The organism is Thermus sp. LT1-2-5, from assembly GCF_040363165.1.
In the GTDB taxonomy this organism is placed as follows: domain Bacteria; phylum Deinococcota; class Deinococci; order Deinococcales; family Thermaceae; genus Thermus.
In genome coordinates this window covers 1-23,248 of the sequence record NZ_BSRG01000021.1, presented here as the reverse complement: position 1 = coordinate 23,248, position 23,248 = coordinate 1, and the positions used below count along the sequence as shown (strand labels likewise).

13 protein-coding genes and 4 pseudogenes are annotated in these 23,248 nt (G+C 63.4%); 13 read left to right on the top strand and 4 right to left on the bottom strand.

Annotation, left to right across the window (positions count from 1 at the left end):
- The first annotated feature begins 3 nt into the window (after positions 1-3).
- The 4 genes from ABXG85_RS12135 (at position 4) to ABXG85_RS12120 (ending at position 13,247) form a co-directional block, all read left to right on the top strand.
- Positions 4-4,086: an Eco57I restriction-modification methylase domain-containing protein gene (locus tag ABXG85_RS12135; protein WP_353513886.1), complete on the top strand. Its 4,083-nt coding sequence runs from the start codon at positions 4-6 to the stop codon at positions 4,084-4,086.
- Positions 4,083-9,083, top strand: a complete 5,001-nt coding sequence (locus tag ABXG85_RS12130; protein WP_353513885.1) for a DEAD/DEAH box helicase — start codon at positions 4,083-4,085, stop codon at positions 9,081-9,083. The genes ABXG85_RS12135 and ABXG85_RS12130 overlap by 4 nt, the downstream gene beginning before the upstream one ends.
- A gap of 867 nt (positions 9,084-9,950) precedes the next feature.
- Positions 9,951-11,219: an RCC1 domain-containing protein gene (locus tag ABXG85_RS12125; protein WP_353513884.1), complete on the top strand. Its 1,269-nt coding sequence runs from the start codon at positions 9,951-9,953 to the stop codon at positions 11,217-11,219.
- A 432-nt stretch (positions 11,220-11,651) separates the two neighbouring features.
- The gene (locus ABXG85_RS12120; RefSeq protein ID WP_353513883.1) at positions 11,652-13,247 is read left to right on the top strand and encodes a DUF6242 domain-containing protein; all 1,596 of its coding nucleotides are present in this window, start codon (positions 11,652-11,654) and stop codon (positions 13,245-13,247) included.
- 949 nt (positions 13,248-14,196) lie between these two features.
- Here ABXG85_RS12120 and ABXG85_RS12115 read toward each other — a convergent pair.
- Positions 14,197-15,894 carry an ATP-dependent nuclease gene (locus ABXG85_RS12115; protein WP_353513882.1) on the bottom strand — a complete coding sequence of 566 codons (1,698 nt, stop codon included), beginning with the start codon at positions 15,892-15,894 and terminating at the stop codon, positions 14,197-14,199.
- 1,087 nt (positions 15,895-16,981) lie between these two features.
- On the opposite strand from ABXG85_RS12115, the gene ABXG85_RS12110 reads away from it, so the two are divergent.
- Both ABXG85_RS12110 and ABXG85_RS12105 read left to right on the top strand, forming a co-directional pair.
- Entirely contained in the window at positions 16,982-17,245 is a 264-nt protein-coding gene (locus ABXG85_RS12110; RefSeq protein ID WP_353513881.1) for a DUF1902 domain-containing protein, read from the top strand.
- Between the two features lie 675 nt (positions 17,246-17,920).
- A pseudogene (locus ABXG85_RS12105) lies at positions 17,921-18,241 on the top strand (ParB N-terminal domain-containing protein); the annotation flags it as partial.
- 34 nt (positions 18,242-18,275) lie between these two features.
- On the opposite strand, the gene ABXG85_RS12100 reads toward ABXG85_RS12105, so the two are convergent.
- The 3 genes and pseudogenes from ABXG85_RS12100 to ABXG85_RS12090 form a co-directional block, all read right to left on the bottom strand.
- Positions 18,276-18,581, bottom strand: a complete 306-nt coding sequence (locus ABXG85_RS12100; RefSeq protein WP_353513880.1) for a type II toxin-antitoxin system VapC family toxin — start codon at positions 18,579-18,581, stop codon at positions 18,276-18,278.
- 64 nt (positions 18,582-18,645) lie between these two features.
- Positions 18,646-18,873, bottom strand: coding sequence for a ribbon-helix-helix protein, CopG family (locus tag ABXG85_RS12095; RefSeq protein WP_353513879.1), 228 nt, complete (start codon positions 18,871-18,873; stop codon positions 18,646-18,648).
- Between the two features lie 396 nt (positions 18,874-19,269).
- A pseudogene (locus ABXG85_RS12090) lies at positions 19,270-19,845 on the bottom strand (hypothetical protein); the annotation flags it as partial.
- A 123-nt stretch (positions 19,846-19,968) separates the two neighbouring features.
- Here ABXG85_RS12090 and ABXG85_RS12085 point away from each other — a divergent pair.
- The 7 genes and pseudogenes from ABXG85_RS12085 to ABXG85_RS12055 all read left to right on the top strand — a co-directional run bounded on the left by ABXG85_RS12085 (position 19,969) and on the right by ABXG85_RS12055 (position 23,151).
- On the top strand, positions 19,969-20,109 hold the full coding sequence (locus ABXG85_RS12085) for a hypothetical protein (protein WP_353513878.1): 141 nt from the start codon (positions 19,969-19,971) through the stop codon (positions 20,107-20,109).
- Positions 20,110-20,111: 2 nt separating this feature from the next.
- Complete coding sequence (locus tag ABXG85_RS12080) at positions 20,112-20,963, top strand: ATP-binding cassette domain-containing protein (protein ID WP_353513877.1); 852 nt, start codon at positions 20,112-20,114, stop codon at positions 20,961-20,963.
- A pseudogene (locus tag ABXG85_RS12075) lies at positions 20,960-21,261 on the top strand (Gfo/Idh/MocA family protein); the annotation flags it as partial. The gene ABXG85_RS12080 and the pseudogene ABXG85_RS12075, both read left to right, overlap by 4 nt.
- Positions 21,262-21,273: 12 nt before the next feature.
- A complete protein-coding gene (locus ABXG85_RS12070; protein WP_486401653.1) occupies positions 21,274-21,705 on the top strand; it encodes a Gfo/Idh/MocA family protein in 432 nt (143 codons plus the stop codon).
- Positions 21,705-21,953: a Gfo/Idh/MocA family oxidoreductase gene (locus tag ABXG85_RS12065; RefSeq protein WP_353513876.1), complete on the top strand. Its 249-nt coding sequence runs from the start codon at positions 21,705-21,707 to the stop codon at positions 21,951-21,953. The genes ABXG85_RS12070 and ABXG85_RS12065 overlap by 1 nt, the downstream gene beginning before the upstream one ends.
- Positions 21,950-22,776: pseudogene (gene iolB, locus ABXG85_RS12060) on the top strand (5-deoxy-glucuronate isomerase). Before ABXG85_RS12065 ends, iolB begins: the two are co-directional and overlap by 4 nt.
- A 33-nt stretch (positions 22,777-22,809) precedes the next feature.
- Positions 22,810-23,151, top strand: coding sequence for a DeoR/GlpR family DNA-binding transcription regulator (locus ABXG85_RS12055; protein ID WP_353513875.1), 342 nt, complete (start codon positions 22,810-22,812; stop codon positions 23,149-23,151).
- Positions 23,152-23,248: the final 97 nt, after the last annotated feature.

The window sequence follows — 23,248 nt, the reverse complement described above, 5'->3', positions numbered from 1 at the left end:
CGGATGGTGCCGGTCAGGGACTTCGCAAAGGCGGATAGGGAGCCCGGGACCTTGCGGGTGGAAGGGGGACTCTTCGGCCCGGACTTCCTCGAGGCCCTTCGCCGGGGCGAGGTGCCGTTCCAAGGGGCTAAGGACTTCGGCCTGCCGCCGGGGCGGGCCCTGCAGGAGGAGATCTCGGAAACCTACGAGGAGGCCAAGGCCCTCTATAGCGTCCTGCGGAAGCGCATCGAGGGCGCCCTCGGCACGGAGGCGGAAGGGGAGCTGACCCGAAGGTGGGTCCGCTCCTTTCTGGAGCTTTTGGGCTACCGCCTGCACCACCGGGGCTGGGCCGAGGCAGGGGGCAAGCGGTACGAGATCCTCTACGGGGCCGACGAGGCTCCGGAGAGCCCCCCGGTTCACGTGGTTCCCTGGAGCCAGGACCTCTCCCGCGCTGGGCGCAGGGGCCGCTCCCCCCATGGCCTCCTGCAGGACTACCTGAACGCCTCGGACCACCTGTGGGGCCTGGTGACCAACGGGCGCCACCTCCGCCTCCTGCGGGATAGCCCCTTCGTGCGGCGGCAAGCGTACCTGGAGGTGGACCTGGAAGCCCTTATGGAGGAGGACCGCCCCGAGGAGTTCGCCCTGGTCTACCGCCTCCTCCACCGCTCCCGCCTGCCTAAGGATTGGGCAAGCGCCAAGGACTCCCCGATGGAGCGGTACTTCCAGCAAGCCCTGGCGCAAGGGGAGCGGGCCAAGGAGCGCTTGAGGGAAGCGGTGGAGGGCTTCTTGGTGGACCTGGGCACGGGCTTCCTGCGGGGCCCGGGGGGCCAGGACCTCGCTCGAAACCCTGAAGCCCTGTACCACGACCTCCTGCGGGTGGCCTACCGGGTCCTCTTCCTCCTGGTGGCGGAGGCGCGGGGGGTGCTGGGGGGGAACGAGTTCTACCGACAGGCTTTCTCCGTGCGCCGCCTCCTGGACCTGAGCGCCGACCGGGAAGCCTACACCGAGGACATAGACCTTTGGCTTGGCCTGAAGACCCTCTTCCACCTGCTCCGGGACCCCAGCCTCACCCATGGGGACGAGCCCGCCGCCCGGGTTCTCGGACTCGAGGTCCTCAACGGGCGCCTCTTTGAGCCCATCCCCTTGGAGGAGGGCCCCTACGCCGTGGAGAACCGCCACCTCCTACGAGCCTTCCACCACCTGGCCTTCTTCTTTGATGAGAAGGACAAGCTCCTGAAGCGGATCAACTACGCCGCCCTAGACGTGGAGGAGCTGGGCTCGGTGTACGAGAGCCTCCTGGACCACACCCCGGTGGTGGAAGGAGCGGGCGGGGAGCGGCGCTTCGCCTTCCGGGCGGGCACGGAAAGGAAGCGAACGGGAAGCTACTACACCCCGGACAGCTTGGTGGATCTGGTCTTGCGGGAGGCCCTGGACCCCGTGGTGGCGGAGCGCCTGAAGGAGGCGGGGGACGACCCCAAGGCGCAGGAACAGGCCATCCTTTCCCTCAAGGTGATTGACCCCGCCTCGGGGAGCGGCCACTTCCTTCTGGGGGCGGCCCGGAGGCTCGCCCGCCGCCTGGCCCAGGTGCGCACCGGGGAGGAGGAGCCCTCCCCCGAGGTCTACCGCCAGGCGGTGCGGGACGTGGTGGCGAACTGCCTCTACGCTGTGGACCTGAACCCCCTGGCGGTGGAGCTCTGCCGGGTGGCCCTTTGGATGGAAAGCCACGTGCCGGGGAAACCCCTCACCTTTCTGGACCACCGCATAAAGTGCGGGAACTCCCTGGTGGGGGTCCTGGACCCCAGGGCCCTGGTGGAGGGGATCCCCGATGGGGCCTTCGCCCCCAAGGAAGGGGACGCTAGGGAGGTGGCGTCCTTCCTCAAAAAGGAGAACCGCCGCCAACGGAGGGGGGAGCAGACCCTCTTTGCCCCGCCCCGGGAGAGCGTTCTGGAGGAGGAGCAGAGGAACCTGGCCACGGTTCTTCAGGAATTGGCCCGCCTTCCCGAGGACCGCGCCCAGGATGTGGCCGCCAAGGCCAGGCGCTATGAGGACCTCCAAGGAGAAGAAACTTGGGGAAGGCTCAAGCTTGCTTCGGACCTTTGGACGGCTGCCTTTTTCCAGGGCTTTTCTGGCGGGGGGCCTTTTATCACCACGGAAGCGGTGTGGCGGGCTTTGGAGGGTGGGGTGGACCCTGTTCTTAGGGAGCGTGCCGAGGCGCTCGCCCAGCGCCACCGCTTCTTTCACTGGTGGCTGGAGTTCCCCGAGGTCTTCGCCCACGGGGGGTTTGACGTGGTGCTGGGGAACCCGCCGTGGGACCAAGTGCAGTTTGATGACGAAGAATTTTTCAGAGAAGTTCGCCCTGACATCGCCAATGCAGCTAACATGGCGAAGCGAAAAGCAATGATTCAGAAACTCCCACAAGAAGATCCTGCTCTTTGGGGCGAATATCAGGATGCGATGTATACAACCAAGGCACTTCAGGGGTTTATTCACCACTCGGGTCGTTTCCCCCTGACCAGCAGCGGTCGGCTAAACTTAGCACCATTATTTGCGGAAAAAGCTCGCACGCTTCGTAATGCGAAGGGATGGGTTGGCCTTATTGTGCCTACAGGCATAGCGACTGATAGCTTTACGCAATTCTTCTTTGCGGACCTGGTGCAAAAAGGGGAGCTTGCGGCCTTGCTGGACTTTGAGAACCGGGAGAAGCTCTTCCCCGCCGTGGACAGTCGTTTGAAGTTTGCCGTCTTCGCCCTCCGTCCCCCTTCCCCAGAGCCCGCTAAACTGGCCTTCTTCCTCACCCAGCCCGACCAAGCCCTGGACCCCACCCGCACCTTTTCCCTGGAACCCCAAGACTTCGCCCTCCTCAACCCCAACACCAAGACCTGCCCCGTCTTCCGCACCCGCCAGGACGCCGAACTGACCAAGGCGATTTATAAGCGCGTCCCTGTCCTTTGGAGGGAGGACCCCGAGTACAACCCCTGGAAGGTGCGGCTTGTCTTAATGTTCATGATGAACACAGACTCTTACCTCTTTCGCACGCAACAGGACCTAAAGAGCGATGGATTTAGCCTCGAGGCCAACCGCTTCGTGCGGGGGAGCGAGGTCTTTCTTCCCCTGTACGAGGCCAAGATGATCTGGCACTACGACCACCGCTTCGCCACCTACGAGGGGAAAGACACCCGGGACCTCACCCCTGAAGAACACCAAGACCCCACCCACCTACCCCTGCCCCGCTACTGGGTTTCGGCTAAGGAGGTGGAGGAGCGGCTGGAGGTTAGAGACCGACAGGGGAAGGTAGTGTGGCGGTGGGAGCGCTCTTGGTTAATGGGGTGGCGGGATATCACCAATGCCACAAACGAACGTACCATGGTCGCATCTGCCTATCCTCGGGTAGGCGCAGGCGATACCTTCTTGCAAATGCTCCCTTCTTGCCCCGCCCCGGAAGCCCTTCTCCTCCTCGGCTCCCTCAACTCCTTGGTGGTGGACTACGCTACCCGCCAGAAAATCGGGGGAACCCACCTTAAATACCACGTGGTGAAGCAACTCCCCATCCTCCCCCCCAACCGCTACACAGAACACGACCTCCGCTTCATCGTCCCCCGGGTCCTGGAGCTCACCTACACCGCCTGGGACCTCGCCCCCTTGGCCCAGGAGGTGTGGGAAGAGGCGGACGAAGGCCTCCGGGAAGCCATCCGGCGTTGGCGAGAGGCAGCCCCCACGCACCCGGACAAGCCTCCCTCCTGGCTCACCCACCCCTACCCCTTCCCGCCCTTCCAATGGGATGAAGACAGGCGGGCCCGGCTACGGGCCGAGCTAGACGCCTACTACGCCAGGCTCTACGGCCTAAACCGCAAACAAATCCGCTACATCCTGGACCCTCAGGACCTCACCCAGGCGGAGCTCGAAGACATTCTCTCAAACTACGAAGAGGTAAAAGACCCCCTCGACGAAGGCGCTTACCAGAAGCGCCGCCAGGCCAGCGCCTTTCCCGGGGAAACCTTCCGGGTGCTCCGGGACAAGGACGAACGGCGCTACGGCGAGTACCGCACCCGGAGGCTGGTATTGGAGGCTTGGAATAGGCTGAGTAGCGAGCGAGGAGGTGCCGAGTGAGCGTTTTTGGCCTTCACCAGCGGGCGATCGGCGAGTACCGGGAGTTCGTCCGCTCCTTCGTCAACATCGCCGACAAGCGCCTGGAGCGCTTCGTCGAGGAGCACGTCTTGGCCGAGAACGGGGGGCTTTGGCCCGAGGCCCTGATCCAGCTTTCCCCCGCCTACCGCCTGGGCGGAAGCGTGGATGAGCTGGTGGAGCAAGGTGTCCTCCACCCCACCACCGCCCAAATCTTCCGCAGACCGGATGGGGAGCCCTTCCTCCTCTACGAACACCAGGTGGCGGCCTTGCGCAGGGCCAAGGAGGGGCGGAGCTATGTCCTCACCTCGGGCACGGGCTCGGGAAAGAGCTTCGCCTACTTCATCCCCATCGTGGACCTGGTGGTGAGGAACCCCGATTTAAAGGGACCCGTGGCCCTCGTGGTCTACCCCATGAACGCCCTGGTGAACTCCCAGCTCAAGGCCCTCAAGGACCTAAAGGAGCGCTACGAGGAGCGCACCCAGAGGCCCTTCCCCCTGCGCTTCGCCCGCTACACGGGCCAGACCCCGGAGGACGAGCGCCGCCAGCTACGGGACAACCCACCCCACCTCCTCCTGACCAACTACGTGATGGGCGAGTACCTCCTCACCCGCCCTGAGGACCACCGCCTGGTTTCGCCTCCCCCCGCCTCGGCCCCCTTTTTCCTCGTGTTTGACGAGCTTCACACCTACCGGGGTCGCCAGGGGGCGGACGTGGCCATCCTGGTGCGGCGGTTGCGGGCCCGGATAGGGGAGAGGCCCGTGATCCACGTGGGCACCAGCGCCACCCTGGTGGCCCGCAAGGGGGCCACCCCCGAGGAGCGAAGGGAGGAGGTGGCCCGCTTCGCCAGCCGCTTCTTCGGCGCCCCCATCTCCCCCGAGGACGTGGTGGAGGAGGTCCTGGAGGGGGCCACGGTGGGCGGCCCGCCCACGGACGAGGAGCTTCGCTCCGCCCTTTCCTCGCCCTTGCCCCACGAGCCCGAAGCCTTCCGCCGTCACCCCCTCGCCCGCTTCGCCGAATACGCCCTGGGCCTCAAGGAGGAGGCTCCGGGGCGCTACGTCCGCCGGGAGCCCAGGACCCTCTCCGAGGTGGGCAAGGAGCTGGCCGAGCGGGCCGGGGTGAGCCAGGAGGAGGCCCGGAAGCGCCTGGAGGAGGTCCTCGTGGCGGGGGCGCAGCAACGGGTGGGGGGGCGGCCCCTCTTCGCCTTCAAGCTTCACCAGTTCCTGGCCCAAACCTCCCCCGTCTACGGTAGCCTGGAGCCTTCCGAGGAACGGGAGTTCAGCACCGAGCCCTACGGCCCCTCGGGGAAGCTCCTTTACCCCCTCTATTTCTGCCGCGCCTGCGGGCAGGAGTACTACGCCGTGCGCAAGCAAGGGGGGCGGTACCTGCCCGTTCTGGAGGAGCTGGGGGGAGAGGACAGCGGCTACCTGGCCTGGGTGGAAGACTTCGACCCGGAGGAGGACCTTCCCGACTCCTGGAAGGACGCCCGGGGCAGGCTCAGGAACACCTGGGAGGAGCGGCGCCCCCGGTTGGTGTTCGTGGCTCCTGATGGGTCCATCTCCGCCGAGAGAAGGGAGGGCTACCACCCCTTCTACTTCCAGCCCTATCCTTTCAGCCTTTGCTTGCGGTGCGGGGCCGACTGGACGGGGCAGGAACGGGAGTTTTCCAAGGTCACCTACCTGGGGAGCGAGGGCCGAACCTCGGCCACCACGGTGTTGGCCGCCGCCCTCCTGCGCAAGGCCAGGGAGGTCCTGGGGGAGGGAAGGGACAAGCTCCTCTCCTTCACGGACAACCGCCAAGACGCCTCCTTGCAGGCGGGCCACTTCAACGACTTCGTCCGCACGGTGCTCCTTCGGGCCGCCTTGGTGCAGGCCCTGGAAGGGGAGGAGGAGCTGGACTGGCAAACCCTTCCCGAAAAGGTCCTGAAGGCGCTTCCCCTCCCCCTGGCGGAGATCGCCAGGAACCCTGACCTCAAAGAGGATAGCTCCGGTGCCCGCAAGGTGAAGGAAGCCTTCAAGGAGCTCATCCGCTACCGCTTCTACGCCGACTTGCGCCGGGGTTGGCGCTTCGCCCAGCCCAACCTGGAGGAGGTGGGCCTGCTGGAGGTGGCCTACCCCTACGCCGAGGACCCTCCTTTCCTGGAGGAAGCGGCTAAACTCCTGAGCCGATTCCGGAGCGCCCCCTTCACCCCGGAGGAGGCTGGGGAGGCCACACGATTTTTCCTAGACCACCTGAGGCGCCACCTGGCGGTGGGGGACGACCTCCTGAGCGCTGAAGGCTTCAGAAAGCTGGTGGATAAGACGAGGGAGTACCTGAGCGAGTTCTGGGCCATCGACCCCGAAACCGAGGTCCCGGTGTACGCCGCCCAGTTCCTCATCGAGGGCTCTAGCGAGAACCCCGTCCGCTTCTCCACCCGGGGCCGGATTGGCCGCATCTTCAGGGAGAGGTTCGGGGTGGCTCCTACCCTCGAGTTTCTCAAGGCGTGGGTGGAGCTCCTGAAGAAGCACGACCTCCTGCGGGAGGACGGGGAGGGCTACCGCATTCCCATGAGCGCTATCCGGTGGCGGAAGGGGGACGGCACCCCGCGCCTGGACCCCGTGCGCTACCGGGGAAAAGTGGAGCGGCAGGGCAACCCCTACTTCCGCACGCTCTATCGGGAAAGCGCCCAAGTCCTGGCTCGGCTGGAAGGGCGGGAACACACCGCCCAGGTCCAGGGCGAGGAGCGGGAGCGGCGCGAGCGGCGCTTCCGGGGGGAAGAGGAGCCCCGCCTGCCCTACCTGGTGGCCTCCCCCACGCTGGAGCTGGGGGTGGACATCGCCGACCTGGACATGGTTCACCTGCGTAACCTCCCTCCCACTCCTGCCAACTACGCCCAACGGGTGGGGCGGGCTGGGAGGCAGGGGCAACCGGGCCTGGTGGTGGCCTTCGCCGGGGCCTTCTCCCACCACGACCGCTACTTCTTCCGCAAGCGGGAGGAGATGGTGGCGGGAAGCGTGCGCACGCCAGCCCTAGACCTGCGCAACGAAAGCCTTCTCAAGGCCCACATCCACGCCGAGTGGCTGGCGACCCTGGCCCTCCCGCTGCGGGACAGCGTGGAGTTCGTGGTGAACACGGAGGTCACAGGACTGCCCCTGCACGAGGAAGTCCAGCGGCACCTGGAGAGGACGGGCGAACGGAAAGAGGCGTTGTTGGGCCGCTTGAAGAAGGTCTTCGCCCACGACTGGCAGGAACTCTCCACCACGGGCTGGTTCGGGGAGGCTTGGCTCAGGCGTGTGGTGGAAGAGGCCCCTGCCGCTTTTGACCGGGCCTTCGACACGTGGCGGGAGCTTTACCGCTCCGCCTTGGCCTTGTGGGAGCGGGGTCAGGAGATGTTGCACCCCCGGAGGTCCAAGGAGGAACGGGAGCGGGGGAGGGCTTTGACAGAGGAGGCGATCCGGCAAATCGACTTGCTCCTGCAAAAGGGGACGGAGAAGGAGGAGGGGGACTTCTACCCGTACCGCTACCTGGCCTCCGAGGAGTTCCTGCCCGGATACAACCTCATGGCCTTGCCCGTACGGGCCTTCGTCCCCAGAGGGGCGGGGGAGTACATCAGCCGCCCCCGCCGGCTGGCCCTCACGGAGTTCGCCCCTGGCAACTTTTTCTATCACGAGGGGGGAAAGTGGGTGACCAAGAGGCTCTTGGCCCCTACCGGGGGGCTTTCCGTCCGCGAGGTCTGGGGGTGCGGGCGGTGCGGGGCCAAGGTTCCTGAGAATGCCGCCGTCTGCCCCTCCTGCCGCGCCCCTTTGGACGGGGAAAACCTCATCTCCTACCGTGTTTTGGACTTGGTGGGCGTTTCCATGAAGCGGAGGGAGCGGATCACCGCCAACGAGGAGGAGCGCAACCGGGCTGGCTTCGACGTGCGCCTGCTCTACGAGGTGAACCGGGTCGGGGCGCAAAAGGGAGTGCTGCGGGTGGGCGAAAAGGAAGCGGACCTCCTCTACAGCCCGTCCATGCGGATGCACTACATCAATCGGGGCCAGCGCCGGGGAGAGGTCCGGGGCTTCACCGTGGACCTAGCCACGGGGGAGATTCTGCGCGGCGCAAACGAGGAGGCGAAGACGCCCCAGACCCCCGGCCTTCCTCAGGCGGTGGGGGTAGCCCTGCGGGTGGAGGTGACGCAAAACGCTCTCCTGTTTAAGCACGCCTCCCTCCTGGAAGGAAGCCGTCCCGAGGCGGAGGTCAGCCTTGGGTACGCCTTGAAGCGGGGCATGGAGCGGCTCTTCCAGGTGGAGGAGTCCGAGCTGGGCCTGGAGCTGGTGGGAAACGCCGAGGAGCGGGCTTACCTCTTCTACGAGAACGCCGAGGGCGGCCTTGGGATCCTGCGCCGCTTGGTGGAGGAAGGCGACCTCCTGGCTGAGGTGGCCAGGAGTGCCCTGGAGGTTTTACACTTCGACGAGCAGGGCAGAGACCTAAGGGAAGAGTGCGCCCGGGCTTGTCACGAGTGCCTGCTCTCCTACAACAACCAGAGGGAAGCCCCTCGCTTGAATCGGCACGAGGTGAGGGACATCCTGCTCCGGTTGACGCAAAGCGAGGTTGTTCCTAAGGCGCCGGCGGCGAATGCGGAGCGCCTGGACGCGCTTCTCGCAAGGTGCCAGTCGGAGCTGGAGCGGGCGTTCCTCCAGTTCCTAGCGGATAGGGGTTTGCGTTTGCCAGATGAGGCGCAATACCGCATCTCGGAGGCCAGCACGGTAGCCGACTTCCTCTATCGGCCACACGTGGCGGTCTACGTGGACGGCCCCCCTCATGACGCCGAGCACCAGAAAAAGGTGGACGAACGTCAGCGGGAGAGACTCTTGGAGCTTGGGTACACGGTGGTGGCGTTCCGCTATGACGAGGACTGGGAGGAGGTGGTGCGGCAGTACCCGGGGGTGTTTGGCGCTCTAAGTCCCGATCCTCGGAAACCCCGGCATTACACCTTCGCTCAGGATTCATCTGACTCCTGAGGAAGGCCAAGTCCCGGGGCACAGGCTGCATCATGCCTTCGTGGGTTCCTTGATCTGACGTCCTTAAGTGTGAAAAAAGCGGGGGTGCTATGGAAGCTCGGCGCAAGCACCCCCAGAACGTAGCCTTTGCCTGAGCCTCGATCTTAACCCACAAACTCCCAAAATACGCGACGTGTGGCTTCGGTGGCCACCCACATCTGGGTAGACGCTTGCAAGATGCGCTATGCGTGACCAAGGCCCTCCAAGCCCAAGGCATCTGGCCAATGTGGGAACCCCCACGGGCAAGCCTCCTGGGGGGCGCATGACGAGGAGCTGGTCCTAGGGAAATCGGGTGCTCGAGCGGAGCGCTTCCTCCGGGGGGCGGCCCTCGAGGCCCGGCGCATCGCTGTTTTGGAACCGGAAGGCAGGGTGGAGGGGGACTCAGCGAGCTTCCCTCCAAGGCTTCTAGGTGATGCCGGTGGAGGGCAAGGACACCCTTCAGCCCGGAAGCTTGGGCCCCCCAGGAGGGCCTTCCGGGAGCCCCTAGTAGCGACCATGCCCGCTAGGCGGCGAAGGTCCTGGCCCCTCAGGGCCGCCTCAATCCGCCCGTGCCCGAGCTTGGCCTCCTCCCCGGGCAGGAGGGAGAGCCCCTCCAAGCCCCGCTCCAGCAACCTTCTCCGGGACTTCCCCTTGTCCTCCTTCTCCCAATCCAGGGACCCCTCCACCTGGGCCTGCGCCGGGCGCCGGTTGGGTTCCTGCTTCGCTGGGTAGGCTCTTACGCCGAGCGTAACCGCCCCGGGCGTCCGGGGCCGGTTAAGGCACCTGTAAGCCCCCCTGAGGAGGATGAGGGTAGGGACCCAAAGGGGTTCCCTGTTGGGAGGTGGCGCTGTGCAGAAGACGCTTGTGCTTCTAGGTTTAGGCCTCGCCCTCCTCCTCGCCGCCTGCGGCGGGCAGGGGGGCGGCAACGGGAACGGGGGTTCCATAGACCCCTCTCGCTTCCAGGCCATTCTGGCTGCGGGTACCGATTTCGTGCTCCTCGTGAAGCCCGAGGGCGTCTACGCCTGGGGGGATAACCGATTCGGACAGCTGGGTGTGGATCCAGGGGTCCTTGATCACCGCCCCGAACCGGAAAGGGTGGAAGGGACGGAAGACGCCGTGGCGGTAGCGGCCCAGTTTGGAATTGGGGAGAACCAGCGCCACGCCCTGGCCCTTATGGCGGACGGCCGGGTCAAAAGTTGGGGCGTGAACCCCTACGGGCAATTGGGCCGCGCTCAAGGCTACCCTACGCTGGACTACCAGCCTCCCGACTACGTGGTGGCCGAAGGAGGAAGCGAATACCTCGCTTCGGTGAGGGCTTTGGATGCGGGACACGATTTCACCGTGGTCCTCCACACCGATCACGGCCGCCGGGTGCTGGGTTTCGGGGACAACCTTACTGGTGTGCTTACTCAAGGTCAGGACTGGTACTACGACCCTCGTCCTTTCCTCGGGCCTGACGCAGAACCCCTCACCAATGTACGCCAGGTGGACGCCGGCAACGGCCACACCCTCCTCTTGCTGGAGGACGGCACGGTGTGGAGCACTGGCAGTAACCTATATGGACAAAGAGGACTCCCAAGGGTAAGCGACTCCTACGCCCACCCCGTTCCCGGGCTTACTGGGGTCTCCCAGGTTTCAGCGGGGAGGGACCACTCCCTGGTCCTCAAGGAGGACGGAACCGTGTGGGCCTTTGGGGGCAATGCGGAGGGCCAGTTGGGGCAGGATCCTGCCGAGGTACCATCCACCCACGAGCCCCAGCGCGTTCCCTTCCCCGTCGGAACTCGAATTCGCTCGGTGGCCGCAGGGGGTACCCACAACCTAGCCATCGACGAGGGGGGCCAGGTCTGGGCTTGGGGGAGCGACGACCACGGCCAGCTTGGCCAGGGTCAGCCGGGCGGTTTTTCGGCCATTCCGGTGCGGGTTAAGGGGCCGGGGTGCAACGGTGTCCTGGGCAACGCCCTAGTAGTAAAGGCGGGCTACGATTATTCCCTAGCCATTGTTCAGGAGGGGAGCAGGCTTGCTCTCTATGCCTGGGGCCTCAACGATCGGGGCCAACTGGGCAAAGGGGACACCTTGGACGCTTCCTGCCCGGTAAGGGTCCTAACCTGGGCCCCTTGAAGGGGCAATCCTCCCTTGCTGAGCCCCCTCCAAGGGGGCTTTTCCTTTGGATGTGGGGTTCACCGACCCCCACCTCGTACGTTTAAGGAACCTGTAAGCCCCCGTGAGGAGGATGAGGGTAGGGACCCCCTAAGGGGCTCCCTGTTAGGAGGGGACGCTATGCGGCAAGCGATTTCGCTCTTGGGTTTGGCCCTCGCCTTCTTCCTCGCTGCCTGCGGGGGGCAGGGGGGCACAGGCTCGGATGGGGGAAGTGGTGGCGGTGGAAGCGGTGGGAACGGAGGGAATCTGGCGTGCCTTTCACCCTCAAGCTTGCCCGGAGACACCTGGAGGATCTATACGGCCTCATTCACCACCGCCACATACGCCAAGGGATGCTACATTGCCTTGGCAGGCGACGTGGCGCTTTTCTCCTCAGATAGATTGCTTTGGGACATGAGGGTGGTATCGCGGGGGGAAGAATTGTATGCGGTGACCGAAGGAAGAGGAGTACTCGTTGCCATCGGGAATCGCCTTTACGTATCTGAGGACGGACAGGCTTGGGTGGAGAAGTCGCTCTCGCCTCAGCCGGCCTGGCTTGGCGGCATAGCCTTTGCGGAAGACAAGGGGCTCTTTGCGGCGGTAGGGGCCGGGGGGACCATTTACACCTCCGAAGACGGCCAGACATGGTCTAATCGGGCCTCAGGTACCACGCGGAATCTTTTAGGGGTGGCCTACGGAGCAGGGACCTTTGTGGCGGTGGGGCAATCGGGGACTGTCTTGCGATCCACAAACGGTATTCAGTGGACAGCCGAGCAACTCAGCGGTGCCGATGACATTTACTCCATCGCGTTCGGGGAAGGAAAATTCGTAATCAACGGCCGCGGGGGTATGTTTGTTTCGCCTGACCAAGGGTTAACTTGGCAGAGGTTGAATGCTGTCACCTCTGTCTATTCCCCCGTCGTTTTCGGCGTAGGGCGGTTTGTTGCCGCTAGTGCTTACCCCGGCAAGGTGATCGTCTACGACGGGACAAATCTCAATGAGGTATCGCTTCCGACATCAGATACAGTTTCGTCCGTAGCTTTTGTAAAGGACCACTTCTTGGCTTTAACCAGGTTTGGGCAGTTGCTCGCCTCACCAAACGGCGTGGATTGGGACAGCATTTTTACCCCAGGGGACAGTCCTCGCGCCGTTTATCGTCTTGGCGACCGCTTTTTCCTTCTCCTACAGGGCCACGGAACCTCTACCCGCGTCGCATTTTCCCCTGATGGGGTCCAGTGGACCCTCTCAGGTTCGACGATCCCGGCCACCGTCAATGCGCTGGCTCGAGGTGGTAACCGCTACGTGGCTGTAGGCGATAATGGTGCCCTTTTTTGCTCGAATGACGGTGAAACCTGGTTGCCCGCCCAAGCACCGGGGGCAACCCCTGACTGGGACCTAACGGCTGCTGTATACACGGGGTCTCGCTTCGTGGCGGTGGGCCTAGGCGGTCTAGTATTGGCTTCTGAGGATGGGTGTTCTTGGCAGGTGAAGCGGGAGTACTCACCCATAGATGGCAACTTTTATGCCCTCGCTTACGGTGAGGGCAAGTTAGTGGGCGCCTCAGAGGGCGGGCGTTTCTGGATTTCAACCGACCAAGGTGAGACCTGGGAGGCGGTCTATGCGGCAGTGGAAGCCAATCTGAACGACATCGTTTTTGCCAATGGGCGCTTTGTGGCCGTTGGCGAGCGCACTACCATCTTGGTTTCAGACGACGGCGAAACCTGGCTAGAAGAAGAGACCAATCTCCCTGGTTTGCTAACCTACGCTGACCTTTACGCTGTTGCCCACGACCCTGAGCGGGACATTTTCCTGGTGACGGGCCACTTCTCCGGAGAGGTGAACGGGGAAGAGGTGCTGATACCGGTAATTCTGCGGAAACAGGGCGGTGGAGATTGGGCTCGGTTGCCGGTACCCTCCTCGGCTCCTTATTTGGTAGACTTCTCCTCCCTGGCTTTTGGGAATGGTCGTTTCGTCGCCGCCGGGGAATTTTCCTTGGGCTTGACTCCCTAGCGGGGAAGGGAAAGTCCTTCCAAAAGCGTTAACCCTGGGGGTAACGCTGGGTGAGGGGAGGAGGACGTGGATTTCCCTCTCCTCGCCCAGCTTCCAGCAGACTTCTCCAGATTGCCCAAGGGGGGCTATCCGCATCCACCAGCGGGTAGAGTGAGCTAAAGGAGGTACTGACGGGGCGGTCGCGGTACCACTGAGATAGGTTGCCCTGAGCTAGGGCACAGGACTCCCCGGGAGGTTTTGGAGAACAGTTTGGGGAAGGGGGTGGGAGGCACTACACTAGCGAACCTGTGGGAGGGGAGTTGCTGGTAGGGCGGCGGGGTTAGAAAACGGTTCCTTCTGGGTGCAGGATGACCTTTTGCAGGAAGACGGGTGTCAGGTGCGGGGGGTGGGGGCTTAGGTGCTGGCGGTGTTGCGGGGGTACCCAATATCCTTCTTGGACTACAAGGGTGTGATGGGGGAAGAAGGCGGCCTTGGTGGCCTTGTCCTTTCATCCCCTCTCCGCCCTCAGGTTCCTTGAGTTGTAGGCGGAACGACAGACGAGTCTGGGGCGACGGCCTTCGGAATGCGCCAAGCCGCCGACTTTAGTGGAAACCTCTTTGTGGTGGTCGAGCGTAGTAGCGTCACACACTCCTCCCTGCATGGCAAGAATTGTCAAGCAGTGGACCCGGGGACCAGGGCGTGCTTTTGCGGAGTGATCTATGGCGCTGACGCTTGCATGTCCGCTTTCTCCGGCGAGCCATTTTCGCTAGCGTTACCTTTTGCGAAAAAGACCTACCCGCTGAAGCCGGGGCCAGAGGGAAACGAACTTACCGGGTGAGAGCCAGCGCGGGTTCACTTTCCGAGCCTAAAGATGAAGGTTTTCCTACCGGAGCTCTGGCGCCTTGGGCTACGGCTGCCGGGGCCTCCTCTAGGGACGGAGCAAATGGGGCAGAAGCTGGGAGATGAGGGCTTATACAGGGTCCTCGAGTCTTGTGAGTTTTGAGCGTGGTGCAAGTTTTGAGCGTAGCTTTTCAGCCATCACGGTTAACTTGTCCCAGCCCTTGTCCCCACTATCTTTCAACAATTTCTCCGCCACCCAACGAGCAACAAAAGGCTTGGTATCTATCCCCTCTTCTTCTCGAGCTCTTTGCTCAAGTTCGTTATATTTCGCAAAGTACTCCCGCATTGTTGTTTCGTAATCTTTGCCGAAGACTGTATAGGAATCTGAGATTTCCCAACCCTCTTCCTCTATGACGCTTTTTATCTGTTGTTCATCTTTCATACCTATCGCCCGCAATGCGTCCCGACGTTTCTCAGCCTGGCGATCGTCTGTACTATCATTGTCAAACACAACATAGCAGGGTATGTCGTAGGCTGTGAACAAGCGATACCACTTGCCGAGGTTGCCTTTTCCTCCCACGCTGAGAATCGCGATACCTTCCTTTTCTACGTCCAAACCCACCTTCCGCAAGAGGATCGGTAGCGCAAGGGCTTCGGTCTGCCCTTCTACCAGAACAACCACCCGTGCGAAGAATCCCGATAGAATTTCACTTGTAGCACTCGCTGCGTAAAACGGGAGAATATTGCTCTTCGTTACCCGGTCCCGTGGAGCGCCATGGTTAATGCAGTGCTGCACCAATTCCTGTTTTGTAATCTGACGGACATGCGTTGCACCTTTGTCTTTGTAAACCAGAACCAGCCCCTCAAGCCCTTCGATGGAAAGAAAGGTCGGGCTGTGCGTTGTGATGACAATCTGAAGTTCCTCCTCACAACGAGACCTTAAGCGGCGAGCAAGCCACTGCTGGGCGAGCGGGTGCAGATGGGCTTCCGGTTCTTCGATGACCAGAATAATACCTCCATGGAAAGCCTTCGCGTATGCGTAAGCGAAGGCAAGCGCCAAGACTTGCTGTTCGCCAGTTCCCATCTCGTCCAACGTGCGAGGTTCATTCCCTTCGGCGGCTTGAAGACGCAGCGCGTGAAAGAAGTTCACCGGGTTATAGGCTTCGAAGTCAACGTCGAGCCGATGCGACATGCTTCCGAATAAATCGCTCAACTCTTGTTGAAGCCCATCAAGGAACCCTTTGAATTCCTGAATCTCATGGAACTTAGATTTGACTTGACGGAACAGATCCTCAAGTTCGCCCTTGACGGCTTGGTTCCCAGACAGGGCTCGGTGGAAACGATGCATGAGCCGGCTCAGAAGCGTCCATTTTGAGGAGTAACTCAGGTGGTATTGGAGGCTGCGCTCTGCCTCGACAACCATACAGATACACGTATCACGATCCTCACTTCTGATATTTCGCCCGTTACCCTTGCTACCATTATAAATATCCAAGTCAAAGCCTCGGAAATAAACCGGGTCAGACGCAGATGGGTTGTAACGCCACCTGACCTGCTTAAATTTACCACCCAGCAATGCCGAATCATCGAATTCTACCTCGATCTCGATGGGACGGGAGTTATCCCTGGCAAAAAATTCGTGATCCGCTGGATCATAACTTCCTGGCCAAGACGGGCCCATCACGAGTTGAAGCGCTTTAACAATGTTGGATTTTCCAGCGTTGTTTTCCCCGACCAGCACGACCGGTTGCTTCAGCGGAAACCGAATCTCAATTCGTTCGTTAATGGAGCGATAACCTTGAATTGACAGTTTCGTAATCTTTCCCATATCTAGCTACCCCCGTAAGTGCAGATGTGAAGAATAAACTTTAAGGGTCGGCAAATAGGTTCCCAACCAGCCGCCTCCGACGGAATAAAGTGGGCCAGCCGGCAGCCGTTGCCATCCTTCGTAATTATAACCCACGTTGCCACCCATGTTTGCCTTGGATCCGCCAAGATACGGGACATTATGCTTTGCACGACGATAGCGGCCTTCTGCAAATGGAGGACCACTTCCTGGCTACGGGCTACAAAGACGAGCCATAATCCAAAATTCCCTACAGCATAGTCCTTACACTTGCGTGAATAGCCGCCCTTCGCCTAAGACTTCGTCCTCTTCTCCCATATCCCGTCCGCAAGCCGGTACAACCGCAGAATCCACCTGCCCCCTTGCCCTCCCACTCCCATTCCTCTCCCACCCTCTGGAAAAGTCTCCTACAAGCCCAGGGAAACTCCTTGGGCACCTTTCCCTTTCCCACTGGGCGAAAACATCCAGGTTCGCCGATGCAAGCTAGCTCTGGGCCGGGTTTACCGACCAAGCGGCATGTGTCTTGTTTGCTGTACTGGCACATTCTACGGTAGCGGGTGGTAGAAACGGTGGGAAAGGTGTTGCTTGAGCCTCTCCCAGGGGCATTTTTCTCCATTAGGCCTGGAGGCCGACGTCCCGAAACGTGAGGAAGTTCGCTCTTACTGTCCTTCCCGCAAGTGGGATCCGGTACTACGACGTGAAGACGGGAAGGTTCAACCCCCGGGAGTACACCTGGCTTCCCTGGTGACGTAGGCGGGAAAGGCAAAGCCCCGATTGCGCCCCGAAGGGTGCCGAAGGCAGCGTCGGCCACCGCCCAGGGGCGGAAGGCTTTCTTGAGCCAGGAGGGGAGGTAGACCCATTTTCAAGATAGCCTCTATGGGGCTGATCAAAGGTGGCCAGGTTCAGTACCACCAGGAGCCGGGGTCTGGGGTCCTGCTTCCTCACCAGTCCTGTCCAGGGCCTTCGCCTTTTCCTCGCGGGCCATCCACCGAAGGGCTTTAGGGGAGCTTACAGGTGGGGGCTTCGCAGGAGAGCCAGGATTGCTGAGGGTGGGCACTGGACTGGGGGCATGGCACCCCTCCTAGGACGAGGAAGGCAGAATCCTACAGGTAGACGCATCCTCAGGGCGCAGGCTTTCTGGGACGAGGAGGCTGGGGTGTACGTGGCGAAAAGCCCGGAGGTGCCGGGGCTTGCCACAGAGGGGGGGACCTTGGAGGAGCCGTGGGCCAAGCTGGCGGGGATGGTCCCCGAGCTTCTGGAGGTGAACGGTGTGAGGGTTGAGCTTCCCACGGAGCTTCATATCGAGGCTAACCGGGCCGTGGCCTGCCCCTGATGGCGGACTAGGCCCCACGGGTCAAGCGGCTTTGGGGGGAGGCCCGGTGCTTTTGTGTTCGTCAGCGCGAGAGGGACCATGAGATTTGGTAGAGCCTTATAGCGAGGCGCAAGTTTGGGGTGGATGCGAGGATTAAGTCGCGCAATACTGCAAACGCACTCCCCAAGTGGTCGGGTTTACCGAAAAGGCTCCAGAGGGTAGAGGCGAGGTTCAAGCAAATAGTCGGCCTTCAGACCCGAATACTGGGGACATCCCCGCTCTGTACCGGAAGTCCCTCTGGGTAGAGCATCTTTTTTAAAGGCTAGCCTTCCGTGTCTTCCTTTAAAGCCAAGACCTTGCCCAAGATTTGCTTAGACGCCGGGCTCCGACCCTTCCTACTAAGTTCTGACCAGGCGTGGGGATAGGACTGCCGCTATAGAAGGGGGACTTCCTTTGCCGTGAGGCCTCGAGGCCCCAATCCCGTTTTCTCCAGAGGGCGATTATCTTATCGTTCTAGAGGGAGCTTCGCTTATCTAAGCGTCGCATGTTCTGCATAAGTCCAGTTACCGGCTTAACAACAAGACCTAGGCCATTTTTTCTGGCTTTGCTCGTAGCTTCTATGGTAGTGGCGTGAAGAGAGAAGCTTTGGATCTTCCGCTTTCCTCTATTGTGCCGAAAACGTAGCAGGCTCGTCCTCAGGAAGACGCGGAAAGCATCCCTGATCTGGTGCGTTCCATGCGGCAGTATGGCCTTATCCATCCCATCCTGGTGCGCTCCAAGGGGGATGAGAAGTATGAGATTGTGGTCGGCGGGCTGCGCTACCGGGCCGCCCTCGCCCTGGAATGGGAGACTATCCCGGCCGGGGTGGTGGAGGTGGATGGGCGAGAAGCATACCTGCTGGCTCTGGCGGAAAGCGCAAAGCGGAGGGGGGTTCCCAAGGCCGCCACACCCCTGGCCGTCATCCGCATTTCTGGTGGAGGTCGGGGGGCTGGAAGTGGGTGGGGGAGGTGGCCCTAAGGCTGGGGGAGCTTCTTCCTTGGCCTTCCCGAAGCTAGAGGCGCGCCACTCGGAGTCGGCCCTGATAGGCCTCGAGGTGGGCGTCCGTGGTGTAGAGCACCCGGGCTCCCGCCTCCAGGGCCGTGGCCAGGATCAGGGCGTCCACCAAGGGTAGGGAGAGGCCATGGGAGAGGCGGGCCGCCCGCTCCCCGATCCGCCCGTCGGGCCAGACCACCCGGCACACCGCCGGGATGGCCTGCAAGAGGAGGTTGACGTCCTTTTTGGGAAGGGCCCCTTTGAGGGCAAGGCGGAGGAGCTCTATCAGACTTAGACCCGAGGCCACGCCTTCCGCTCCCTCCACCAGCTCAGTTCACACCCGCACCGCCACGGGGTGGCCCTCGAGGAGGCGCAGGAAGAACCCTGTATCAAGGGCGGTCACGCCGCCCCTCCTCCAGGAGGCGGTGGACTTCCTCGGTGAGGGAAACCCGTCCGGCCCGCTCCAACACCTTCCGCCCCAAGGCGGTGCGCCGGCGGTCCCGCAGGTAGAAGGCGAGGGCCTCTGCGGTGAGGGCGCTGAGGGACTTGCCCTCGTTGGCGGCGGCTTCCCGCAGGAGGCGGCCTAGGTCCTCGGGTAGATGGACGGTGAGGCGCATACACGCTTAGCGTAACACGCCTACGCCCTTGACGAGGTGAGAAGCGGAAATTCTTCGCTCCTCCTCCAGGAGGAGGCTGCCCTCTGCAGTACTGCCAGGCTGTCGCAAAGTCGGCCGTCCTCCTCGAGGCCAATCTGCTTCCCTTCCGCCACACGCTTCGGGCCTAAGTCGCCGTGCACCTGGCGACTGCCCTGGGGGTAGCCCGAGAAGGCGGGCTCAGTCCAGGGGAACTGACCTTTTGGGCGGCGGAGGGAGCGCAGGCCAGGCTGGCAAGGGAAGAGGGACTGACGGGAAGGAAGGTGTGAAGGGGGCAAAGGCTCTCGGAGTGGACTTGGGGACGCAGGCCTGGACCGACCGCAAGGGGTGTGCTCCCTTGGGCTTGCCTAGTAAACTTGCCTAGTAAATCGCCTTGTACCCCGGCGGGGGAGGGAGAAGGGAAAGGAGAACCCTCAGCGCATAGACCGCAAGCTCCAAGAGCGCGCGCGCCCTCGCCGTCTTGGGCGTGCGCTCAAGGAGATACCCACCCCCAAGCCGCGTCTTCATCCCCCCAAACACCCCCCCCACCACCCCACGAAATCGGTACACCCCAGGGTCCCACACCTCCCGCCCCCAGGCCCGCAACCCCTCCCGCACCTCGCCCCCGCCCCGCAACCGGATCTGGGGACTAAGCCCCAGCTCCGCCACCCTTTCCCACACCTCCCGCCCGTCAAACCCCGCGTCCGCCAGCAACCTTCCCCCACGGGGACGAAACCTCCCCAAGGCCCAAGCCCCCAGGACAGGGTCCGGCGCGTACCCCGCCCCCACACTCCCCCCAAAGGGCCAGAGGAGCTTCCTCCCCCGCTCCCACCGCACCAGGGCGAAGAGCCGGCTATGCTCCCGCGCCCGCTGCGCCTCCGCCCCCCGGCGGTACCGCAGAATTGGGTCCTTGCTCCGGTAGCTCAGGCCGGTGGTGTCCATGAGGTAAAAGGGGGGTCAGGGTCTTGGGGCGGGAGGTGAGCCTCCACCTCCTGGGCCAGGGGAAGGCGGTGGGTGAGGACCTCCTTGGGGCTTGGTTCTCGTCGGGGAAAGCCGCGCTTGCCTGGGGCTCTAGGATGGATGACTCGGGGTGGAGTTTGCAAGGCAAGCCCCACCAACATTGACCTGGACTGGTTCAAGGTGATGGTGGGAGGGATGATTCTGGGCGCGGTAATCCTGAACAACTACCTGCGCCGGCTCTTCTTGCAGGTGCGGAGGTGAGCATGACCCCCTTGATTGAGCTGCGCAAGGTGAGCAAGTACTTCGGGCCGGTGGTGGCCCTCAAGGACATTGATATGAAGGTTTACGCGGGCGAGGTGTACTGCCTTCTGGGGGATAACGGGGCGGGCAAGAGCACCCTCATCAAGGCCCTCTCAGGGGTGCATACCCCTTCGGAAGGCCAGATTCTGATGGAGGGGAAGCCGGTGGTCTTTCGCTCACCCCGCGACGCCCTGGACAGGGGCATCGCCACCGTCTACCAAGACCTGGCCATGCTGCCCCTGATGAGCATCAGCCGCAACTTCTTCCTGGGCCGGGAGCCCAAGCGGCGCTGGGGGCCCCTCACCCTCTACGACGCGGCTTTCGCGGCGCGGGTGGCGCGGGAGGAGCTGCGCAAAATCGGCATTGACATCCGCGACCCCGACCAGCCGGTGGGCACCTTGTCGGGGGGCGAGCGGCAGTCGGTGGCCATCGCCCGGGCGGTCTACTTCGGGGCCAAGGTGCTCATCCTGGACGAGCCCACCTCGGCCCTGGGGGTGAAGGAAGCTGCTGTGGTGCTCAAGTACATCGTTCAGGCTAAAGCCCGCGGCCTGGGGGTGATCTTCATCACCCACAACGTCCACCACGCCTGGGCGGTGGGGGACACCTTCACCGTGCTCAACCGGGGCCGAAGCTACGGCACCTTCAAGAAGGCTGAGGTCACCCGCGAACAGCTTTTGCAGATGATGGCCGGGGGGAGGAGCTGGAAGCCTTGTCGGTGGAGCTCGAGCTCATCGCCAAAAAAGACCCCAGCGCCGCGGCCCAGGTGGAGCAGCGGGTGGCCGAGGACCTGCACAAACCCAACTGAAGACCCATGAGACCCCTGCAGATTGCCATGATTGGGGCCGGCCGGATGGGCCACGCCCACGCCCGAGTGCTCGCGGGCCTATCCGAGTGCCGGGTGGTGCGGGTGGTGGACACTCTGGCCCAGAACGCCGAGCGGGTGGCCGCCGAGCTTGGGGCCGAGCCCAGCACCCACCTCGAGGACGCCTTCCGGCCCGAGATAGACGCGGTGGTCATCACCACCCCTACCCCACCCACGCCGAGGTGGTGGAGGCCGCGGCGGGGGCGGGCAAGGCCATCTTTGTGGAGAAGCCCATCGCCGAGAGCCTGGAGGCCGGGCGGCAGGTGGTGGCGGCGGTGGAGCGCGCGGGGGTGCCCTGCCAGGTGGGCTTCCAGCGCCGCTACGACCCGGCCTATCTGGAGGCCAAGCGCCGGATTGAGGCCGGGGAGATTGGCCCGGTGGAGCAGTTCATCGCGGTGATGCGCGACCCGGCCCCGGCCCCGTTGGACTACCTCAAGACCTCGGGGGGCATCTTCGTGGACCAGGCCATCCACGACATTGACTGCGCCCGCTACCTGGTGGGCGAGGTGGAGGCAGTGCACGCCTGGGGGGCGGTGCGGGTGGATCCCCGGATTGGCGAGATGGGCGATGTGGACACCACCAACCTGAGCCTGCGCTTCGCCAACGGCGCGCTGGGGGTGATTCAGAACTCCAGCGGGCGGTCTACGGCTACGACGTGCGCACCGAGGTCTTTGGGGCCAAAGGCAAGCTGGTAATGGACGCCACCCCCAAGACCCCCCTGTGGCGCTACGGTCAGGGGGTGCAGGCCGACCACTACCACTTCTTCATGGACCGCTTCAAGGAGGCCTACCGGCTGGAGCTTACGGTCTTCTTCCAGGCCCTGCGGGAGGGCCACCCCCCCAGCCCTGGGCCCCTGGACGCCCTGGAGGTCCTGCGGGTGGCCCTGGCCGCCACCCGAAGCCTGAAGGAGGGCCGGGTGGTGCTCCTGCAGGAGGTGGTATGAACCAGCTCAATCCCCGGCCGGGCCGGATGCGGGTGGAGGTGCGGCCCCAGGGCGACTGGCGCTACCTCTCCTTCTGGGTGCTGGCCCTGGGGCCCGGCGAGGTGGAGGAGGGGGGGAGCGGGGGGCTCGAGCTGGCCCTGGTACCCCTCTCGGGCCGGGTACGGGTGGAGGTGGAGGGCCAGGCCTTTGAGCTATCCCGCCGGGACGTCTTCAGCGGGCCGCCCAGCCTGCTCTACCTGCCCCCGGGCAGCGCCTACCGCATCCGGGCTTTGGGCCAGGCCGAACTGGCCCTGGGCGGGGCCCCGGCCGAGGGGCGCTACCCTTTGCGCCTCTTCCGGCCAGAGGAGATGCGGGTGGAGATGCGCAGAGGGGCCAACGCCCTGCGCCAGGTGACCCACATCCTGGGCCCCTACCTCCCCGCCGAGCGGCTTGTCCTCTACGAGGTCTACATCCCCTCAGGGTACTGGTCGGGCTGGCCGCCCCACCGCCACGACGGGCGGATGGGCTCGCTGTACATTGAGGAGACCTACTACTACAAGATCCAACCCGCCCACGGCTTCGCCATCCACCGCAATACAGCCCCGAGGACGGCCTGGACGAGCTTTTGCTGGCCCAAGACGGCGACCTGATCCTGGTGCCCCGGGGCTACTACCCGGTGGCCGCCCCGCCCGGCTCCAACGTTTACTACCTCAACTACATGGCCGGGGAGGCGGTGGAGGAGGCCCGCGCCACCCCCCCGGTGGACGACCCGGCTTGGGCCTGGATGCGCCAGGACTGGGCGGGCCGCCCCCTCCGGCTGCCCGTGGGCGGTGGGGAAGGCTGAGTTTTCGGGGTATGTTGGTGGGGGAGGCGGGCGGTGCGGAGCGAGGAACGGCGCAGCAAGATTATTGCGCTACTGGAGCAGAAGGGGTCGGTGCTGGTTGAGGAGCTGTCGGCCACCTTTGGGGTGAGCCAGGTGACCATCCGCAAGGACCTGAGCGAGCTCGAGGCCCGCGGCCTGCTGCACCGCACCCACGGCGGGGCCACCTACACCCACAAGACCCTCTTCAACCCCTCCTTCCGGGAGAAGATTCGCCTCCAGCAGGCCGAGAAGCAGGCCATCGCCAAGGCTGCCCTGGAGCCCATTGAGGAGGGCGACACCCTGATTCTGGACGCGGGCAGCACCACCCTGACCGGTCGTGTCAAGAGTTATGTGTAAGAGTCTGTGTACGGGGGGCATACCGCTCCTGAAGCATCTTCTCCAGCACCTCCTTCACCTCCGAGAACCCCTTTAGTTTCCGTTCTGCCCACCTCCC

Coding starts and splice junctions, on each gene's coding strand:
- ABXG85_RS12135 (WP_353513886.1), top strand. CDS start 4: ATGGTGCCGGTCAGGGACTTCGCAAAGGCGGATAGGGAGCCCGGGACC.
- ABXG85_RS12085 (WP_353513878.1), top strand. CDS start 19,969: ATGACTCGGGGTGGAGTTTGCAAGGCAAGCCCCACCAACATTGACCTG.
- ABXG85_RS12110 (WP_353513881.1), top strand. CDS start 16,982: ATGGCACCCCTCCTAGGACGAGGAAGGCAGAATCCTACAGGTAGACGC.
- ABXG85_RS12120 (WP_353513883.1), top strand. CDS start 11,652: ATGAGGGTGGTATCGCGGGGGGAAGAATTGTATGCGGTGACCGAAGGA.
- ABXG85_RS12065 (WP_353513876.1), top strand. CDS start 21,705: ATGGACGCCACCCCCAAGACCCCCCTGTGGCGCTACGGTCAGGGGGTG.
- ABXG85_RS12095 (WP_353513879.1), bottom strand. CDS start 18,873: ATGCGCCTCACCGTCCATCTACCCGAGGACCTAGGCCGCCTCCTGCGG.
- ABXG85_RS12080 (WP_353513877.1), top strand. CDS start 20,112: ATGACCCCCTTGATTGAGCTGCGCAAGGTGAGCAAGTACTTCGGGCCG.
- ABXG85_RS12115 (WP_353513882.1), bottom strand. CDS start 15,894: ATGGGAAAGATTACGAAACTGTCAATTCAAGGTTATCGCTCCATTAAC.